Origin of the sequence: Escherichia sp. WS1265 (genome assembly GCF_046487585.1) — a bacterium.
GTDB classification, from domain to species: Bacteria; Pseudomonadota; Gammaproteobacteria; order Enterobacterales; family Enterobacteriaceae; genus Escherichia; species Escherichia coli.
The window spans coordinates 15,453-35,067 of the sequence record NZ_JBJQJE010000021.1; the positions used below are offsets into that span (position 1 = coordinate 15,453).

Annotated in this window: 13 protein-coding genes and 5 pseudogenes; 8 read left to right on the top strand and 10 right to left on the bottom strand. The window is 49.5% G+C overall.

Features of this window, described 5'->3' with window-relative positions; genetic code table 11:
* Positions 1-24 precede the first annotated feature (24 nt).
* Positions 25-1,416 (top strand): ISKra4-like element ISKpn19 family transposase, encoded by a 1,392-nt coding sequence (locus tag ACJHX3_RS19090; RefSeq protein WP_001493761.1) that lies wholly within the window; start codon positions 25-27, stop codon positions 1,414-1,416.
* Between the two features lie 32 nt (positions 1,417-1,448).
* Positions 1,449-1,877 (top strand): annotated as a pseudogene (locus ACJHX3_RS19095) (recombinase family protein); the annotation flags it as partial.
* Between the two features lie 318 nt (positions 1,878-2,195).
* Here the strand turns inward: ACJHX3_RS19095 and ACJHX3_RS19100 are convergent.
* Positions 2,196-2,852 (bottom strand): quinolone resistance pentapeptide repeat protein QnrS1, encoded by a 657-nt coding sequence (locus tag ACJHX3_RS19100; RefSeq protein WP_001516695.1) that lies wholly within the window; start codon positions 2,850-2,852, stop codon positions 2,196-2,198.
* Positions 2,853-3,246: 394 nt separating this feature from the next.
* Here ACJHX3_RS19100 and ACJHX3_RS19105 point away from each other — a divergent pair.
* A pseudogene (locus ACJHX3_RS19105) lies at positions 3,247-4,262 on the top strand (IS3 family transposase); the annotation flags it as partial.
* Positions 4,263-4,337: 75 nt separating this feature from the next.
* Here the strand turns inward: ACJHX3_RS19105 and ACJHX3_RS19110 are convergent.
* Positions 4,338-7,088: pseudogene (locus tag ACJHX3_RS19110) on the bottom strand (Tn3-like element Tn3 family transposase); the annotation flags it as partial.
* 13 nt (positions 7,089-7,101) lie between these two features.
* On the opposite strand from ACJHX3_RS19110, the pseudogene ACJHX3_RS19115 reads away from it, so the two are divergent.
* Positions 7,102-7,446 (top strand): annotated as a pseudogene (locus tag ACJHX3_RS19115) (WbuC family cupin fold metalloprotein); the annotation flags it as partial.
* A gap of 46 nt (positions 7,447-7,492) precedes the next feature.
* On the opposite strand, the gene ACJHX3_RS19120 reads toward ACJHX3_RS19115, so the two are convergent.
* The 3 genes and pseudogenes from ACJHX3_RS19120 to ACJHX3_RS19130 all read right to left on the bottom strand — a co-directional run.
* Positions 7,493-8,368 carry an extended-spectrum class A beta-lactamase CTX-M-15 gene (locus ACJHX3_RS19120; RefSeq protein WP_000239590.1) on the bottom strand — a complete coding sequence of 292 codons (876 nt, stop codon included), beginning with the start codon at positions 8,366-8,368 and terminating at the stop codon, positions 7,493-7,495.
* Positions 8,369-8,623: 255 nt separating this feature from the next.
* Complete coding sequence (locus tag ACJHX3_RS19125; protein ID WP_000608644.1) at positions 8,624-9,886, bottom strand: IS1380-like element ISEcp1 family transposase; 1,263 nt, start codon at positions 9,884-9,886, stop codon at positions 8,624-8,626.
* 187 nt (positions 9,887-10,073) lie between these two features.
* Positions 10,074-10,997 (bottom strand): annotated as a pseudogene (locus tag ACJHX3_RS19130) (4-oxalomesaconate tautomerase); the annotation flags it as partial.
* 183 nt (positions 10,998-11,180) lie between these two features.
* Between ACJHX3_RS19130 and ACJHX3_RS19135 the strand changes: the two are divergent.
* On the top strand, positions 11,181-12,134 hold the full coding sequence (locus ACJHX3_RS19135) for a LysR family transcriptional regulator (protein ID WP_094321881.1): 954 nt from the start codon (positions 11,181-11,183) through the stop codon (positions 12,132-12,134).
* A 40-nt stretch (positions 12,135-12,174) separates the two neighbouring features.
* Here the strand turns inward: ACJHX3_RS19135 and pgl are convergent, their stop codons facing one another.
* Complete coding sequence (pgl, locus tag ACJHX3_RS19140; protein WP_000815432.1) at positions 12,175-13,170, bottom strand: 6-phosphogluconolactonase; 996 nt, start codon at positions 13,168-13,170, stop codon at positions 12,175-12,177.
* Between the two features lie 154 nt (positions 13,171-13,324).
* On the opposite strand from pgl, the gene ybhA reads away from it, so the two are divergent.
* Complete coding sequence (gene ybhA / locus ACJHX3_RS19145; protein WP_000213425.1) at positions 13,325-14,143, top strand: bifunctional pyridoxal phosphate/fructose-1,6-bisphosphate phosphatase; 819 nt, start codon at positions 13,325-13,327, stop codon at positions 14,141-14,143.
* Here the strand turns inward: ybhA and modC are convergent, their stop codons facing one another.
* From modC to acrZ, 4 genes are all read right to left on the bottom strand, one after another.
* On the bottom strand, positions 14,144-15,202 hold the full coding sequence (modC, locus tag ACJHX3_RS19150; RefSeq protein WP_094308407.1) for a molybdenum ABC transporter ATP-binding protein ModC: 1,059 nt from the start codon (positions 15,200-15,202) through the stop codon (positions 14,144-14,146).
* A 2-nt stretch (positions 15,203-15,204) separates the two neighbouring features.
* Positions 15,205-15,894 (bottom strand): molybdate ABC transporter permease subunit, encoded by a 690-nt coding sequence (modB, locus tag ACJHX3_RS19155; RefSeq protein WP_000604031.1) that lies wholly within the window; start codon positions 15,892-15,894, stop codon positions 15,205-15,207.
* Positions 15,894-16,667, bottom strand: a complete 774-nt coding sequence (gene modA, locus ACJHX3_RS19160) for a molybdate ABC transporter substrate-binding protein (protein WP_000101994.1) — start codon at positions 16,665-16,667, stop codon at positions 15,894-15,896. Before modA ends, modB begins: the two co-directional genes overlap by 1 nt.
* Positions 16,668-16,832: 165 nt before the next feature.
* Entirely contained in the window at positions 16,833-16,982 is a 150-nt protein-coding gene (gene acrZ / locus ACJHX3_RS19165) for a multidrug efflux pump accessory protein AcrZ (protein ID WP_000891515.1), read from the bottom strand.
* Between the two features lie 128 nt (positions 16,983-17,110).
* Here acrZ and modE point away from each other — a divergent pair, with 128 nt between their 5' ends.
* Together modE and modF are read left to right on the top strand one after the other, a co-directional pair.
* Positions 17,111-17,899, top strand: a complete 789-nt coding sequence (gene modE, locus ACJHX3_RS19170; RefSeq protein WP_001147439.1) for a molybdenum-dependent transcriptional regulator — start codon at positions 17,111-17,113, stop codon at positions 17,897-17,899.
* A gap of 67 nt (positions 17,900-17,966) precedes the next feature.
* Entirely contained in the window at positions 17,967-19,439 is a 1,473-nt protein-coding gene (modF, locus tag ACJHX3_RS19175) for a molybdate ABC transporter ATP-binding protein ModF (RefSeq protein ID WP_000096860.1), read from the top strand.
* The last annotated feature ends 176 nt before the right edge of the window (positions 19,440-19,615 follow it).

Consider the following 19,615-nt stretch of genomic DNA (forward strand, 5'->3'; position numbering starts at 1 on the left):
CATCCACCACAGCAGGAGGCAATGATGCAACTGACGCTCCAGATAGTCATCACCGATGAATCAGGCTCCAGTCGAACGGAGGAACTGATGACAATCCAGAAATCAGGGGAGACCCGGAACGACATCGGATTATCGGTGTCAGAATCCAAGCTGTTGCTGAATACGGTCCAGCAGTCGGTGGTCCAGCTGCAGGCAGACGAATATACTCAACACCATATCCGGTGCCCTCACTGCCTTGCTGCGCGCAGAATCAAAGGCAAACAGAAAATACGGTACCGGACGCTGTTTGGCGTTATTCCGGTATCCGGGCTTCGGGTGTACCGGTGCCGTTGTGAAGAGAGTGATACAAAGACAGTCAGTTTGCTCAGCGACTGGGCCGGCGATTATTCTCACCCGGCACTGAAATATATTGAAACCCGCTGGGCCTCGATGATCTCCTATGAAATGACGACTCGTCTGCTGAAAGATATTCTGCCGGTGGGCCACAGCCTGAATGCCTCAACGGTGAGGAATCATTTATGCCAGGTGGCGCAGCGTCTTGACGCTGAGGCTGAAGCTCATTCAGGTTTTCTTTCCGGCTGCCCCCGCGACTGGGGGAACCTGCCCAGGCCAGGAAAACCGCTTGTGGTGGGTATAGATGGTGGTTATGTTCGCGATCGGGATGACAAAAAGCGTAATTTTGAAATTATTGCCGGGAAGTCTTTTTCCGTTGGTGCGCCTGCTGACACCCGCCGCTTCGGTTTTGTTCAGAAGGATGACTGTCATCCGGAACGCAGGCTCATGACCCACCTTTCAGCGCAGGGAATGCAGGCCAACCAGCAGATATTTTTTCTGTCCGACGGCGCGGATAATCTCAGGGACCTCCAGTTCGGTATGTACCCTGAGTCAACGCATGTGCTGGACTGGTTTCATATCACCATGAGGCTGAAGGTGCTCATGCAATATGCCCGGGGACTGCTGGTATCAGATCCAGAGGCGGGGAGTAAAGTTCTGGCACTGCTGGAAAGCATTAAACGATATCTCTGGCATGGCAATGTTGTCGCTGCGCTGGAACATATTGATAATTGCGTTATGTATTGCGATGACCCTGAACTCAGCTATCCTAGCCTGAAATCCCTGCAAAAACATCTGGATGAAATGTATACCTACATCCGGAATAATAAGATGATGATCCCAAACTACGGCGAAATGCGTCGGTACGGAGAGCCGGTATCAACCGCGTTTGTGGAATCCACGATCAATGAAGTGATCGCCAGACGAATGGCCAAAAAGCAGCAGATGCAGTGGAGCAGAAAAGGGGCTCATTATTTGTTACAGACCCGGACCGCCGTTTTGAATAACGAACTGCAGGATAAATTTGTCTGCTGGTATCCGGGTTTTCAAAGTGACGGGAAGGGACCAGCGATGGCAGCATAGCTCACGCTGCCCCAATATTTTTTATGCTCTCGGTCGTATGGAAGCTGGACCGCCTCGGTCGTGATCTTCGTCATCTCATTAATACAGTGCACGACCTGACCGCGAGGGGGACCGGTCTGAAAGTGCTGACCGGTCACGGGGCGACTATCGACACAACAACGGCCGCTGGCAAGCTTGTCTTCGGTATCTTTGCCGCACTGGCGGAGTTTGAGCGCGAACTGATTGCTGAAAGAACGACTGCAGGTCTGGCATCAGCAAGAGCCCGTGGGCGGAACGGCGGCCGACCTTATAAAATGACGCCAGTCAAACTGCGACTGGCAATGGCATCAATGGGACAATCAGAAACAAAGGTCAGTACGCTATGCCAGGAACTTGGGATAACCCGGCAAACTTTGTACAGGCATATTTCCCCTGTTGGTCAACTGCGGGCGGACGGGATCAAGCTGCTCAACCGTGGATAATTTGAACGGACGGAAAAATCTGGGGTTCCGGCGTAGTACCCCTATCACCTCCACATTTTTGCAACAGTGCCTTATAAATGGCAGCCTTATGTTTACTTGCCAAGATGGGCTACCATATGATGTTTTATACTGAGCAATATTAATATTATCTTTAATGGAAAAATTAAGCCCACTAAGTGACCCACTGCTATATGGCTCTATTGTGAAGACGCCTGAGGGTAAAAATTTATACATGGTTGTCCCTATGTCTATTATTGCAAGGTTGACAATATTATTCGTTTTATAAATTTGAGCGTTTAAAATCACACATCAAAGCAATTAGTCAGGATAAACAACAATACCCAGTGCTTCGAGAATCAGTTCTTGCTGCCAGGCTGCAATTTTGATACCTGATGTATCGACTTTGCGGGGATCTAAACCGTCGAGTTCGGCGTGGCATAAATTGGCACCCTGTAGGCTAAATTGCCCCCAGACATCTTCGGAAAAAACACCTCGACTTAAGTCTGACTCTTTCAGTGATGCACCCGCTAGGTTCGTTCCTATCCAGCGATTTTCAAACAACTCACATTTTTCTAAACAAACCCTCTCCATATTGGCATAGGAAAGATTACATCCAGAAATAAATGCTGAGCAAAAGTACATACGATTACTCACTTGATGGGCAAAGTTTGTTCGGGAAAAGTTGGCACCTTTTAAATCACACGCACGGAACTCTATACCGTAGCAATTGGCATTACTGAAGTTTGCCATCGCAAGTTGGCATTGTTGGAAACTTGCATCACGAAGATCTGCGACATCAAAGTGGCAGCCTTCGATATCACCCTGTTCAATGAACTTGCAGTTGACGAATGTCGTATCACGCAAGTTAGCACGTCGAAAGTCGCTGCGAATGAATGTGCAAGCGGTGAAGGTGAGATCACTTAAGTCTTTATGTGAAAAGTTGTGGTGCCGATATGTATGATTGTAGGTTTCCATGAGTACTCCTTGTTGAAAGGAGGGCTAGACTACCATTATACATATGCCAAGACATTAAAATAAAAGCCTGTTACATCAACACATTACAACCCCTCAATTTACCTGTTTTAAGTGGTCAAATTGGCGCGTAGAGCGCCTATCGCTCTTGCATTGGCACGCGGCCCTGTTGAAAAAAGTTATTCGCTTTAGATAGGGTTAGGAGAGCCGTGCTTCGCCGGTAAAAAATCGGACTATCCGACGCAGGGCGGACTCATCGGCGGAGAAGCAAACTTTGACTATATCTCCCTACACTTGGAAGAGGGCTAGACTGGCCCCATAGATCACCAGACACTTCGACTCTCTTAAAATAAGAGGTAGTCTTGGAACTATGTTTAATACCAGTCAGAACGATAAGATGGTTGAAGTGTTATCAGGACCTGAGCGGCGTCGGCGTCGTACACCGCAGGAAAAAATTGCCATTATTCAGCAGACTATGGAGCCCGGTATGACCGTGTCTCATGTCGCGCGCCTGCATGGCATCAATGCAAACCAGATATTCAAATGGCGCAAGCAATATTAAGACGGTTCACTGACGGCTGTTGCATCGGGCGAGGAAGTGGTGCCGGCCTCCGAACTCGCTGCCGCCAATAAGCAAATTCGCGAACTCCAGCGCCTTCTGGGCAAAAAGACGATGGAAGCCGAGATACTCAAAGAGGCCGTGGAGTTCGGCCGGGCAAAAAAATGGATTGCGCATGCGCCCTCGTTGCCTGGGAACGACGAATAAGCGACGTTTGCAGAAGTCTTGGCGTGTCGCGTGCGCAGTTGAGCATTCGGGTTCACCGGCCATCTGACTGACAGGATCGCAGACGGCAGCCCCGTTCTGACGATACCACCGTATTGTCCCGGATAAACATGGCGGTGGCTGACCTGCCGACGTATGGTTATCGCCGTGTGTGGGCGCTGCTGCGACGGGAGTCGGAGCGGGACGGCCTGCCTGTGGTTAATGCAAAGCGGGTGTATCGCATTATGAGAACGCATAATCTGCTTCTTGAACGTAAACCCGCTGATCCTTGCCGTAAGCGGGCCCATAAGGGGCGCGTAGCAGTAGCGGAAAGTAACCGGCGCTGGTGCTCAGATGGCTTTGAGTTCCGCTGTGATAATGGCGAAAAGCTGCGGGTGACCTTCGCGCAGGACTGCTGCGACAGGGAGATCATTGACTGGGCAGCGAGCACCGGAGGCTATGACAAAGAAACGGTGCAGGATGTCATGCTGGGTGCGGTGGAAAAACGCTTCGGAAGGCAGTTGCCAACAGTGCCGGCGTTCGCCCGGTTGCTGGGACTGGAGCCTTGTACGACAGCAGTGCGAAGCCCGGAAAGCAATGGCATAGCAGAAAGCTTCGTGATGACGATAAAACGGGACTACATCAGCATCAGGATTTTAGGGGTCTGACGCTCAGTGGAACGAAAACTCACGTTAAGCAACGTTTTCTGCCTCTGACGCCTCTTTTAATGGTCTCAGATGTCCTTTGGTCACCAGTTCTGCCAGCGTGAAGGAATAATGGCCGAGCATATTGATATGTCCGTGGCAAAGCGGGGAGAGGCGTGCGATATCTTCATCATTCAGTGTTTCACCCTGCGCCCGGAGATGATCCAGGGCTGCCTGCATATAAATAGTGTTCCATAACACGACGGCGTTAGTGACCAGCCCCAGTGTGCCCAGTTGATCTTCCTGACCGTCGGTATATCGTTTTCTTATCTCACCTTTTTGACCGTGACAGATGGCTCTGGCAACGGCATGGCGACTTTCTCCCCGATTAAGCTGGGTCAGAATGCGCCGGCGGTAATCTTCATCATCAATATAATTAAGCAGATACAGCGTTTTGTTGATGCGCCCCACTTCAATGATTGCCTGAGTCAGTCCGGAAGGACGTTCACTTTTCAGCAATGAACGGACCAGCACTGAAACCTGTACTTTGCCCAGCTTCAGGGAGCCAGCGGTCCGGATCATTTCGTCCCACTGAAGGACTATTTTTCGGGGATCTGATTGCCCTCTGGCAATATCATTCAGCACGCCATAGTCGGCATCATGGTCCATTCGCCAGAAAACCGAAGCACCGGCATCAGCCAGGCGTGGAGAAAACTGGTATCCCAGCAGCCAGAAAAGGCCAAAGACAAGTTCGCTGGCACCTGCTGTATCGGTCATAATTTCGGTTGGATTCAGCCCGGTCTCCTGTTCCAGAAGACCTTCCAGCACAAAGATAGAGTCCCTCAGCGTCCCCGGTATAACGATGCCATGAAAGCCGGAATACTGATCGGACACAAAGTTGTACCAGGTGATCCCTCTGTTATTACCAAAGTATTTGCGGTTCGGTCCGGCATTGATTGTTCTGACTGGCGTAACAAAGCGCATTCCATCTGCAGATGCCACTTCTCCTCCACCCCATATCTGTGCCAGTGGCAGCGTTGCCTGAAAATCAACCAGTCTGGCATTAGCGCTGGTGATAGTTTCAGCCCGCAGATAGTTCGCTTTTGTCCAGTTCAGCCGGTGTCGGGTCAGTGCAGGAACATTTGATCTGATCAGTGGTTCCAGACCGATATTGCAGGCTTCAGCCATCAGCACGGCGCTGATGCTGACGGGCAGATCATCAACTCTGGCACTGGCTTCACTAGCATGGAAAAACTCATCAGCAAATCCGGTATGGGCGTTAATTTCGAGCAGCAACTCCGTTAAATCCACCGGAGGGAGTAGATCACTGATCATTTTGCTCAGTCGTTTCAGACTGTCCGGCTCATCAAGACTGGCGAGGGGAGAAATTGTCAACCGGGGCTTCGGGCCAGAAACATCGAGTTCGACAGCCTCATTTTCGCAAAGACGTGCAGCAACCTGTCTGTAACGACTATCAAGCTGATGACCCAGAGATTTTATTGCTTCCTGCGGGTCTGTCGGGTGCCCCAAAGAACGATAAACCTTAATCCGGTTTGCCTGCCAGTCAGCACCCTGTAGTAATCTTGCACGAGGATCTCCCCACCGGTTACTGCCGGTAACGTAGACATCCCTCCGCCTCAGACTATCCTGCAGTTTACTGAGAAAGCAGAGCGTGTATCCCCTGCGGGTGATATGTTTTTCCTTGTTAATCACCAGCCGTTTCCATGACCGACTGATAATTTCCGTTGGTGCGTCGTCAAAAAACTGCCGCCGTGAGCTGAACTCCCGGCTGAGGTAGTCACAGGCATTCAGAGTGGTAACCCCGGCAGGTGCGGATGAAAATTTAACGGTATTCAGCAGATGGGGCAGGAAACGACGAACGCGCCCGTACTGCTCCACCATTTCTTCATGAAAATTATCGTCTGAGGGCCGGGCAATTTCACGGACAAGCGTGATGATTTCAGCCAGCTTTTGCCTTGGGATGTAGCTGAACACCTCAGCACGAATCGATTCGTCCGGTGTTTCTTCTTTCAGCAGGTACGAACATGCGCTGGCGAGCGCCAATGCAGATTTATCCAGATCCTTCAGCGAGCGGAGCCGTTTTTTCTGCCCAATCTTTCTGGCGTCACGGATGATAACGGCCAGCATGGCGTCCAGAACGTCCAATGCATCATCCAGCGCCAGCGTTTCCCATGCAAGGACAAAGGCAACCAGAACCGCCATCCTTTTCTGCGGTGACATCCTGGCAATATTGAACACCGAAGTCATACCAGCATAACGTGCGAGATTTTTCAGGCGCACAGCCGGGAGTGTACTCAGGTTTTCAGCATGCAGGCCAAAATCGTTCAGAGTTTTCCAGCGTTCAATTGCTTCATTAAACGCCGGACCACTGATGGTCACAGGGCCCTTTTTCAGTGATTCCAGTAAAGACAGGCGGCTGCAATCAGTTGGCCCCAGCAGCATCTCCAGCTGTGAACGCTGTTCGGCTGACGGTATCAGTGCCAGTTTGTTCCACAGGCGCAACGTCGCCTTTTCCCTTACCTCTGAAATCAACCGGGTCAGCGTAGTGGCTCCGGGGAGAATAATACGATGTTGCATAAGCCACCCTGTCGCCAGATCGAAAAGCAGGCCAGGACGTTCGTTGCTTATCCAGCTCCGGGTATATAAAAGACGGGTAAGGCGAAATGTCCAGGGCCAGGCAAATTCACGATACTGATAGTGCTGACGTATCAGCGCTGCATGCTCACGGCGGGTATTTTCCCTCTGACCGTATTCTGCAAGAACGGTGATATCACGAATCCCGAGCTGTCTGGCGGTAAAATGCCGGACGCCGGAAGGAATATGACCTGGGACCTACGTGCGCCCGCACCGACACCCTCACACCTTCGAGCTACTGTTGCCATTAAGGGGTCGTTTCGTGGTGCTGAATTTTGACGATCGGGGTACCGTCACCCATCGGGCGATATTGGGGGAAACCTGTACGGTGCTGGAGATGGCCGCAGGAACCTGGCATGCCGTGCTGTCGCTGGATACCGGTGGCATAATTTTTGAAGTAAAACACGGTGGCTATCAACCCGTGGCTGCCGATGACTATGCGCACTGGGCTCCAGCGGAAGGAGAACCAGGAACCACGGAGCTTATGGCCTGGTATGCGCAAGCGCAGGTGGGCGACAGCACTTTTGCCGTCTAAGGCGATAAACAAAAACGGAATGAGTTTCCCCATTCCGTTTCCGCTATTACAAACCGTCGGTGACGATTTTAGCCGCCGACGCTAATACATCGCGACGGCTTTCTGCCTTAGGTTGAGGCTGGGTGAAGTAAGTGACCAGAATCAGCGGCGCACGATCTTTTGGCCAGATCACCGCGATATCGTTGGTGGTGCCATAGCCACCGCTGCCGGTTTTATCCCCCACAACCCAGGAAGCAGGCAGTCCAGCCTGAATGCTCGCTGCACCGGTGGTATTGCCTTTCATCCATGTCACCAGCTGCGCCCGTTGGCTGTCGCCCAATGCTTTACCCAGCGTCAGATTCCGCAGAGTTTGCGCCATTGCCCGAGGTGAAGTGGTATCACGCGGATCGCCCGGAATGGCGGTGTTTAACGTCGGCTCGGTACGGTCGAGACGGAACGTTTCGTCTCCCAGCTGTCGGGCGAACGCGGTGACGCTAGCCGGGCCGCCAACGTGAGCAATCAGCTTATTCATCGCCACGTTATCGCTGTACTGTAGCGCGGCCGCGCTAAGCTCAGCCAGTGACATCGTCCCATTGACGTGCTTTTCCGCAATCGGATTATAGTTAACAAGGTCAGATTTTTTGATCTCAACTCGCTGATTTAACAGATTCGGTTCGCTTTCACTTTTCTTCAGCACCGCGGCCGCGGCCATCACTTTACTGGTGCTGCACATCGCAAAGCGCTCATCAGCACGATAAAGTATTTGCGAATTATCTGCTGTGTTAATCAATGCCACACCCAGTCTGCCTCCCGACTGCCGCTCTAATTCGGCAAGTTTTTGCTGTACGTCCGCCGTTTGCGCATACAGCGGCACACTTCCTAACAACAGCGTGACGGTTGCCGTCGCCATCAGCGTGAACTGGCGCAGTGATTTTTTAACCATGGGATTCCTTATTCTGGAAGATACGAAATAACAACAACATGAATAGTCCCTAAATTCCACGTGTGTTTTTTATTAGCTTCAAAAATCACTATTTCACGAAGAATTTAGACTGCTTCTCACACATTGTAACATTATTTACAACCACCTTTCAATCATTTTTGATAAATCATTGATTTCATCTTTGCTGCAATGATACTTAATAAACTCTGCAAGTTATCCACAGAGCAACACTCAATTTTATTGATGATATTCTTATTATACCAGACATTTTTCATACACTCCCTTGTACGGATAGTTTTCCGACAACTTCATGATTACATATCTTGCGGTTTTGATTATTTTTGCTGCAAGAAATACATACTTCAAACGAAAGGTCTTTATTTGCTGTCTGTATTCTGAAGAGTCCAAGGAATCAAACTTGAACAACAAAAATAGGTTATATGAAAGCATCATCATTTGAAACACGGCTTCATTCGCCCAAAATGACTTTAGCAAGAGATGACCCACCGCCATGTCGTATTTGGCTTCTTTGATATAGTTTTCAGCATTACCACGCTTTTCATAGTATATAACTACTTTTTCAGAAAGCAAGGTAGTATTTGTTACAAAGAAAAAGTAGTCGTATTCGGAACCTTCTAAAAGTGATAATTGTGCTCTTTCTTTTTCTGGTTTCAGTACGCGAGATACGACAAATCTTCTGTCTTTTTCCCATTTAACTAATTTTGTATACAGTTCTGTAGTTTCTCTACCTTCTTCTCCTTTAACGAATACAATTGATGAATTCGTTGCTTGTGAGGTGAGTGTAGAATAACTTTTGGCTTTAATTAAATATTTGCATCCAAGAGATTCTATCGTTTCGATAATTTTTTCATCAAAGTAGCCACTATCCATTCGAAATAAAATTTCTAAATCGTCTGATTTGATGTTAGCAACAATTTCTTTGATCATTTCCGCAGCACCGTTTGCAGTGTAAGTATTGCCACTTCTTACAAATCCGGTAACATATGCTTTTAATTCGTCGCAAAATGCAAATTGGATATTGTAGCATCGGTTTCCCAGTTTCTTAGGATTATATCCTTTTGACGCACCTTCTTGATGACCTTCTACGTTAATTACACTACTATCAATATCAATCGTAATGGATGTCAATTTACTTTTAGTGAGCAGTTTTTTAAAGACTTTAAAATTAATGTCTCTAAACATTTGGGTTGTCTTGAAGTTGAAGTTTCCTAGAAACCGTGACACTGTTTCAGGTTCTTTTACGGAAATATCAAACTCGTTGACGAGGGGATCATTTTGAAGTAGCTTTAGACGTTCTAACTTATCAATGCCAATGAAGTGACCGCAGAGCATGGTCTTTATATGATTCATCTTGATTTTATTTGTTGAGTCATTATCAAATACGAGGTCATTTTCAATAAAATCAAAAATCCCATTGCTTTTTGCATTCTCAAGGAGCAGAAAAAGACCTGCATTTGATGTTAGATTCTTAGCTTTGAAATCAATTTTATTAATCATAATTAGAACCCCTTTTTACTACTTTTCTTACTATTATTTTACCATATATCGAGTCATAAAAGCTGATAATTTAACATATTTTTGAGCACTTTTCTTTCACCCAATGGGTGAAAGCTGAATTTCGAAGGAATGCATATTTATCAAGGCTTTGATTATGCTTTTTGAAGTACTGACGTAGAATCTAGGTGATATTGCCGTATCCTACAGAAGGGACGATTTGTCGGGTGACGGTGCCTTCCAATGCACAACTACTGGAAATGGCAATAGCTCCGGTTATCGCCAGCGCGCGATGGCAAGAATGCGGCATAAAATAACGCACATTAATTGCTCCGCCTTTCTGCGCTGGAGAAATAAGCACAGGTTTAGGGATAACCATATTACTGACATCGCCTAAGCCCATTGCTTTACCCGCTTGTAGACGGATAGATTCAATGCGGGCTAATAATGCTTTGTCGGCATCCAGCTCCGCCGGTGATTCATAGCCTGTTTTTCCCAGATATTCAGCAGGAATAATGACAACTGGCATCGCCATATCGATACAGGTCACCGGGACATCGTCAAAATAATCAATCTGATTATCAGTCGGGAAGACTTTTCCGGTTTTGGTTCCGGCGGCATTCAGGAAAGTGAGCGCAACCGGTGCGGCAGTACCCGGTACGCCGTCAATTCTGGCGCCACCCTCGTACTCGACAACACCATTTGGCGTTTGCACATCAGCCTCGATGAACGTACCAGTATTGACGTTGCGGATACGTACGCGGGTAACTGGCGAAGTCGCTGCAATCAAACCATTTTCAATGGCGAATGCCCCAACCCCAGACAGCATATTGCCGCAGTTAGGCGTGGTATCGACACGTTGCTCATGGACGATAACTTGAGCAAACAGATAATCGACATCTGCACGCGGATCGCTGGAACGGCTAATAATGGCGACTTTACTGGTCAGCGGATTACCGCCGCCAATACCGTCAATTTCCAGATCGTTACCGGAACCCATAATTGCCATCAATATTTTATCGCGCTGCGTTTGATCTTCGGGTAGATGTTCCGCTAACAGGAACGCGCCCCTCGAGGTTCCACCTCGCATCATCACGCAGGGTATTTTTTTCATAATAATGCCCTCAATTTAAAAACATAACTTATTGCGATATGGTTACATTAAGGGCAAAGCATCTCTAATGACTTTAGCTCAACGATTAATAACATTTTTTCATTAATTTAAGTTGGCTAAATGCAGTTAAAATTTTTAACGGCCAGCCACCCAAAATCGACGCTTCCATTTTTCGGAGTAATAATGAAGCATGAATTATCAAGTATGAAGGCATTTGTCATACTGGCAGAGTCCAGTTCATTTAACAATGCCGCTAAATTACTCAATATTACGCAACCTGCATTAACGCGAAGAATAAAAAAGATGGAGGAAGATTTACATATTCAACTATTTGAGCGTACAACTCGCAAGGTTACGTTAACAAAAGCAGGAAAAAGGTTGCTCCCGGAGGCGCGGGAATTAATAAAGAAATTCGATGAAACGCTTTTTAATATTCGTGATATGAATGCTGATCATCGTGGTATGGTGACGTTAGCGTGTATTCCGACCGCGGTATTTTATTTTTTACCGCTGGCAATCGGTAAATTTAATGAGCTGTATCCCAATATTAAAGTGCGGATTCTGGAACAAGGCACGAATAATTGCATGGAATCGGTGCTGTGTAACGAATCAGACTTTGGCATAAACATGAACAACGTCACAAATTCATCCATTGATTTTACCCCACTGGTCAACGAGCCGTTCGTGCTGGCCTGTCGGCGTGACCATCCATTGGCCAAAAAGCAGCTTGTAGAATGGCAGGAGTTAGTGGGTTACAAAATGATTGGCGTACGCTCCTCCAGCGGCAACCGACTGTTGATAGAACAACAGCTGGCCGACAAGCCCTGGAAGCTGGACTGGTTTTACGAAGTGCGTCATCTTTCGACGTCATTAGGACTGGTGGAGGCGGGACTGGGGATTTCGGCGCTTCCTGGTCTGGCAATGCCCCATGCACCCTATTCTTCGATTATTGGTATCCCGCTGGTGGAACCGGTTATACGTCGGACATTGGGGATTATTCGCCGCAAAGATGCCGTGCTTTCTCCGGCAGCTGAACGCTTTTTTGCCTTGCTGATTAATTTGTGGACTGACGATAAAGACAATTTGTGGACCAATATCGTCGAACGCCAGAGACATGCGTTACAGGAGATAGGTTAATACACCGGCGCAGAAGAGACTGCGCCGGGTAAATCAGCGGTTAGTGTGCGTTAACCACCACCCACATTGGTCCCTGCCCGACCGCATAGCGGCCTTTTTCATGCAGTAGCCCCTGCTCGCCAACAATTTCGTATACCGAGATGTGGTGAGATTTTTGCCCGGCGGCAATCAGATACTTGCCGCTGTGATCAACATTGAAGCCGCGCGGCTGGGTTTCCGTTGGCTGGAAGCCTTCTTTACTCAACACGCTGCCATCTTCCGAAACGCTGAAAACAGTTATCAGATTGGCGGTACGGTCGCAGGCGTATAAATGACGACCATCCGGGGTGATATGAATATCAGCCGCCCAACGGGTGTCGGAGAAGTTTTCCGGCATCATATCCAGCGTCTGGACACATTCGATATTGCCATGCGGATCTTTCAGTTCCCAGACATCCACTGAGCTGTTTAACTCATTGACGCAATACGCATATTGTTCGTTTGGATGGAATACCATATGACGCGGGCCGGCCCCTTCAACGGTAGTCACTTCCGCAGGGTCCTGTGCCACCAGATGACCATCATCGCTGACCGTAAACAGACAAATGCGATCCTGCTTTAATGCCGGAACCCACAGCGTACGGTTGTCCGGTGAGATATTGGCGGAATGGCAACCGTCCAGCCCCTCGACCACATCGACGACGCCCACTGGCAGGCCATCTTCCAGACGCGTTACGCTCACGTTACCCGCATTGTAAGAACCAACAAAGACAAACTGCCCCTGGTGATCGGTGGAAATATGCGTCGGACTACCCGGCAGCGCAGACTCTGCGGCAAAGGTCAGTGCGCCATCGTCCGGGGCGATACGATACGCCAGGACGCGAAACTCAGGGCGCACACCAACATAGAGATAACGTTTGTCCGGGCTGACCACCATCGGCTGCACCTGCCCCGGCACATCGACAACCTGTGTCAGCGTCAGTGCGCCTTCATGATTCAGGTTCCAGACGTGAATTTGCTGGCTCTCAGGGCTGGCGATATAAACTGTTTGCTTCATGAATGCTCCTTTGCATTTAGCAACTGACTGTAACAGCTAAAATTAGTCGCTTTTGGCGGTGAATGCTGAATTAAAACGCAGAATTTTGTCCGATAGTGGTATCGGTGTACCATTCGCGCAGAAGAAAATTCTTAACCTTAATCTGGAATACGCCATGACCACACGCGTGATTGCTCTCGACTTAGACGGCACCTTATTGACCCCGAAAAAGACCTTGCTTCCATCATCGATAGAAGCCCTGGCCCGCGCTCGCGAAGCAGGCTATCAATTAATCATCGTCACAGGTCGCCATCACGTCGCTATTCATCCTTTTTATCAGGCGCTGGCGCTGGATACACCTGCTATTTGCTGTAATGGCACCTATTTGTATGATTATCATGCAAAAACAGTGCTGGAAGCGGACCCAATGCCCGTTAATAAAGCCCTGCAACTCATTGAGATGCTGAATGAACACCACATTCACGGTCTGATGTATGTCGATGATGCAATGGTCTATGAGCACCCGACCGGGCATGTCATTCGCACGTCTAACTGGGCGCAAACCCTGCCGCCGGAACAGCGTCCGACTTTCACACAAGTCGCTTCTCTGGCTGAAACGGCGCAACAAGTTAACGCCGTATGGAAGTTCGCCCTGACGCACGATGACCTGCCGCAATTGCAGCATTTTGGTAAGCATGTCGAACATGAACTGGGACTGGAGTGTGAATGGTCCTGGCACGATCAGGTTGATATTGCACGCGGCGGCAACAGCAAAGGTAAACGTTTGACGAAATGGGTTGAGGCACAAGGTTGGTCGATGGAAAACGTCGTGGCATTCGGCGATAACTTTAATGATATCAGTATGCTGGAAGCCGCTGGTACAGGCGTGGCGATGGGCAACGCCGATGACGCGGTAAAAGCGCGCGCCAACATTGTGATTGGTGATAACACCACCGACAGCATTGCCCAGTTCATTTATAGCCACCTGATTTAATCAGGCGGTTATCGACACACTTTTAATTTGCGCGTACAGCCACAAGCCTGGTTTGATCGCCAGTTCATCCCTGGCCCACGGGCTGATACGCGCCCACAGCGTTTTACCGCCGACTTCCAGCTCCACTTCCACCTGGCCGTTGTCGTCATAACTATTAACAACTTTTGCCCGCAATACGTTACGAATGCTGGTTTGCTGCGGCGGTTGTAAAACCAGCGAGACATCGGTAGCCTGAATGCGGATGCGTAGCGCAGCTTGCAGCGGTTCGTCCAGCTTATTGACCCACAAATGCTGATCGCCCAGCGCCAGCGCGGTCATCGCGTAATGCGGATGATGCTCAAGCACCGTCACTTTCAGAATGCTACTTTGTTGCTCTTTCGGCAGCCACGGATTCATCACGCTACTGCCCCACACTTCCTCCAGCACGCCAAAGGCTTTCACCTGACCGTTTTCCAGTACCATCACTCTGTCTGCCAGATGGAGGATCTCATCCAGCGAATGGCTGACATACAACATCGGAATGTTGATTTCCCGTGTCAGCCGTTGCAGATAAGGCAACAGTTCGCATTTACGCGGAATATCCAGTGACGCCAGCGGTTCATCCAGCAACAGCAATTCCGGTGCTGTCAGCAAAGCCCGACCAATCGCCACGCGCTGTTTTTCGCCTCCGGACAGGCTGCCTGGTAAACGGTCAAGCAACGGTTCAATGCCTAAAAGCGCCACCAGCTTATCGAACTGATCGACCATACTTTTCGACATGCCGTAGCGCAGATTGCCACGCACTTTGTAATGCGGGAACAGCCGCGCATCCTGAAAAACATAGCCAACGCGACGCTTTTCTGGCGTCAGGCAGATACCTTTTTCGGCATCATTTAGTACCCGCCCATTGAGGACAATCCGCCCTTTTTGCGGGCGCGTCAGTCCACTGATGGCGTTAATCAGCGAAGTTTTTCCGGCACCGGAGACGCCAAAGATAGCAGTGATGCCATTGGCGGGCAGCGTTTCATTAATGGTCAGGCAATGGTTGCCCAACGTCTGGGAAAAATTCAGTTCCAGCATGATTAGCGCCCCGCCCGTTCACGGCTGATTCTGGCCAGCCATTCTGAAATCAACAGGGAGATCATCGCCAGTGCAATAGAAATAATGCACAGTCTCGCCGCGCCACTTTCCCCGCCGGGGGTCTGGATCAGGGTATACATGGCAGAAGGAATGGTTCGCGTTTCACCAGGAATGTTCGACACAAAGGTGATGGTTGCACCAAACTCACCGAGAGAACGAGCAAAAGCCAGTACCGTACCAACAATAATGCCCGGTAAGGTCAGCGGTAACGTGATAGTAAAGAAAACGCGCCAGCGCCCGGCACCCAGTGTTCTTGCGGCCTGTTCCAGTTTGATATCAACACCTTCCAGCGCCAGACGAATTGCCCGCACCATCAGCGGAAACGACATGACGGCGGCAGCGAGAACCGCGCCGCGCCAGCTAAAGGCGAAGGTAATGCCAAACCAGTCATACAGACGTTCACCGATAAATCCGCGCCGTCCCATCGAAACTAATAATAAGTAACCGACGACCACGGGCGGTAACACCAGCGGTAGATGCAGTACGCTGTCGAGCAGAGCTTTGCCCGGAAACGTGCAACGCACCAGTAACCAGGCAAAAAAGATCCCAAACGGCAGGCTAAACAGCACAGCCAGGGAAGAAACTTTCAGGCTTAGTAAAACCGCCTGCCATTCTGGATCGGTCAGTATCATTACTTGGTTGTAAATCCGTAACGTTTAAAGATTTCCGCAGCCTGCGGCCCTTTCAAATAATCATAAAATGCTTTCACTGTCGCATTGTTATGCCCTTCCACAACAGCAACCGGGTATTCCACTTTTTTATGCGAATCTTCCGGGAAGGTGGCGACCACTTTTACCCCTTTGCTGGCAACTGCGTCAGAACCGTAAACTATGCCCAGCGGCGCTTCATTGCGTTCGACCAACGCCAGCGCGCCACGAACATCTTCCGCCGGAGCCAGTTTCGGGGAGAGCGTATCCCATGCGCCCAGTTTTTGCAGTGCTTCTTTTGCATAAATGCCAGCGGGAACATGTTCCGGATCGCCAACCGCCAGACGACCGCCATTCAGCAGCGAAGTCCAGTTGGTTTTGCTGTCGATGGTGAAATCTTTCTGCTCGCTGGCTTTCGGTGCTACAACGACCAGGCTATTGCCGAGCAGTGTCTGACGCGTAGCTGTATCGATCGCTTTTTTATCAACCGCATAATCCATCCATTTCTGATCGGCAGAAATAAACAGATCCGCAGGCGCACCCGCTTCAATCTGACGGGCGAGAGTAGATGACGAAGCGAAAGAAGAAACCACATCCACGCCTTTCTCTTTTTTATACTGCGTAGCAATGTCCTGCATTGCGTTAGTCAGTGATGCGGCGGCGAACACCGTGATTTTCCCTTCATCTGCCAGTGCATTGCCAGCAACAGCGAAAGAGAGTGCCGCCCCGGCAAACAAGTTCAACCATTTACGAGCCATTGGTAACCCCTTAATGTAACGTTATGTAGGCGACAATATAACGGCTAACTCAGAATTTTCCCAGCAGTTATTGCTAACCTTTGTGAGGTAGATGAGAAAAAATATCGGCAGGAAAAGCAGGAAGTTGAGAAAAAGAAATGCCCGACTAAGCGGGCATTCAGGGAATCAATGATTTTGTCCGGGCTGGTCTTTTTTACCAACACCAGAAAAGATGTTGAATACTTCACCAAGACCGTAAATCAGACCCAGGATGATGGCCATCACGACAGGTACCATGATTACGGCGAATACCAGACTTTTTAATAACTCTAACATGGTCAACTCCAGATATAGTCATGAGACTATTCTAACCGCTAAGCACAGAAAAGCACTCCCCTTTTGTGCGGTCAGCTTTGCGTGGCGTCCGTTTTCCGTCACAATAAGACTTTTGCCAGGATATTGTTATGCAGGCCGAAATCCTTCTCACCCTTAAGCTCCAACAAAAATTATTCGCCGACCCGCGCCGCATTTCGCTACTAAAACACATTGCGCTTTCCGGTTCCATTAGCCAGGGAGCGAAAGATGCCGGTATCAGCTATAAAAGCGCCTGGGATGCCATTAACGAAATGAATCAGTTAAGTGAGCATATTCTGGTCGAGCGCGCAACAGGCGGTAAAGGTGGCGGCGGCGCAGTACTGACCCGCTATGGTCAGCGACTGATTCAGCTCTATGACTTACTGGCGCAAATCCAGCAAAAAGCCTTTGATGTGTTAAGTGACGATGACGCCCTGCCGCTGAACAGCCTGCTGGCCGCGATCTCACGTTTTTCACTGCAAACCAGCGCCCGTAACCAATGGTTTGGCACCATCACCGCCCGCGATCATGATGACGTTCAACAGCATGTTGATGTCTTACTGGCTGACGGAAAAACACGCCTGAAAGTCGCAATTACCGCACAAAGCGGCGCGCGTCTGGGGCTGGATGAAGGCAAAGAAGTGTTGATATTACTAAAAGCGCCGTGGGTAGGCATTACTCAGGACGAAGCGGTCGCACAAAACGCCGACAACCAATTACCGGGTATTATTAGTCATATTGAGCGCGGCGCAGAGCAGTGCGAAGTATTAATGGCGCTACCCGACGGGCAAACACTGTGCGCCACAGTGCCGGTAAATGAAGCGACTTCTCTTCAGCAAGGACAGAATGTCACGGCCTACTTTAATGCCGACAGCGTGATTATCGCCACGCTGTGCTAAGCGTGTTGACAATTTGTTATGAAACACGTATCCCTGTCAGTAATCGCTGCACAAAATGGGATATAAAATGTCATCATTGCAAATTTTGCAAGGCACGTTTCGTCTTAGCGACACAAAAACGCTGCAATTGCCTCAGCTAACGTTAAACGCGGGTGATAGTTGGGCGTTTGTCGGTTCGAATGGAAGCGGGAAATCGGCCCTGGCCCGCGCGCTGGCGGGGGAACTTCCGCTTTTGAAAGGTGAGCGGCAAAGCCAGTTTTCCCACATCACTCGTCTCTCCTTCGAGCAATTGCAAAAGCTCGTCAGCGACGAATGGCAGCGGAATAACACCGATATGCTCGGCCCTGGCGAAGATGACACCGGGCGTACCACGGCTGAAATCATTCAGGATGAAGTAAAGGATGCACCGCGTTGTATGCAACTGGCGCAGCAGTTCGGTATTACCGCCCTCCTCGACCGACGCTTTAAATACCTTTCCACTGGCGAGACGCGAAAAACCCTGCTGTGTCAGGCGCTGATGTCGGAGCCTGACTTGTTGATTCTTGATGAGCCGTTCGATGGCCTGGATGTTGCCTCACGTCAGCAGCTGGCTGAGCTACTCGCCTCGTTACATCAGTCCGGTATTACTCTGGTACTGGTGCTCAATCGCTTCGATGAGATCCCGGAATTTGTCCAGTTTGCTGGCGTGCTGGCGGATTGTACGTTAGCGGAAACGGGCGCTAAAGAGGAACTGCTCCAACAAGCACTCGTTGCGCAACTGGCGCATAGCGAACAGCTTGAAGGTGTACAACTGCCGGAGCCGGATGAACCTTCAGCACGTCACGCCTTACCCGCCAACGAACCGCGCATTGTGCTGAACAATGGCGTGGTTTCTTATAACGATCGCCCCATTCTTAATAACCTTAGCTGGCAGGTGAATCCAGGCGAACACTGGCAAATTGTCGGGCCAAATGGCGCGGGAAAATCGACGTTATTAAGCCTGATTACTGGCGATCATCCGCAAGGTTACAGCAACGATTTAACGCTTTTCGGACGACGTCGCGGCAGCGGCGAAACCATCTGGGATATCAAAAAGCATATCGGTTACGTCAGCAGTAGTTTGCATCTGGATTACCGGGTCAGCACTACCGTGCGTAATGTGATCCTGTCTGGTTATTTTGATTCGATTGGCATTTATCAGGCCGTTTCGGATCGCCAGCAAAAGCTGGTGCAGCAGTGGCTGGATATTCTCGGCATTGATAAACGCACGGCTGACGCTCCTTTCCATAGTCTTTCCTGGGGACAGCAGCGTCTGGCGCTGATTGTCCGCGCACTGGTGAAACATCCGACGTTGCTTATTCTCGATGAACCACTACAGGGGCTTGATCCACTCAATCGCCAGCTTATCCGCCGTTTTGTTGATGTGCTGATTAGCGAAGGTGAAACGCAATTGTTGTTTGTTTCGCACCACGCTGAAGATGCGCCTGCCTGTATTACCCATCGTCTTGAGTTCGTGCCGGACGGTGACTTTTATCGCTATGCGCTGACAAAAATAAACTGAGTCGGTAATGCTGACTGTACCGGAGGCGGCCTAAACGCCCTCTCCGGCCAACGGTTCGACGCATGCAGGCATGAAACCGCGACTTTTTTCAGATAAAAAGCGCAATCATTCATAAACCCTCTGTTTTATAATCACTTAATCGCGCATAAAAAACGGCTAAATTCTTGTGTAAACGA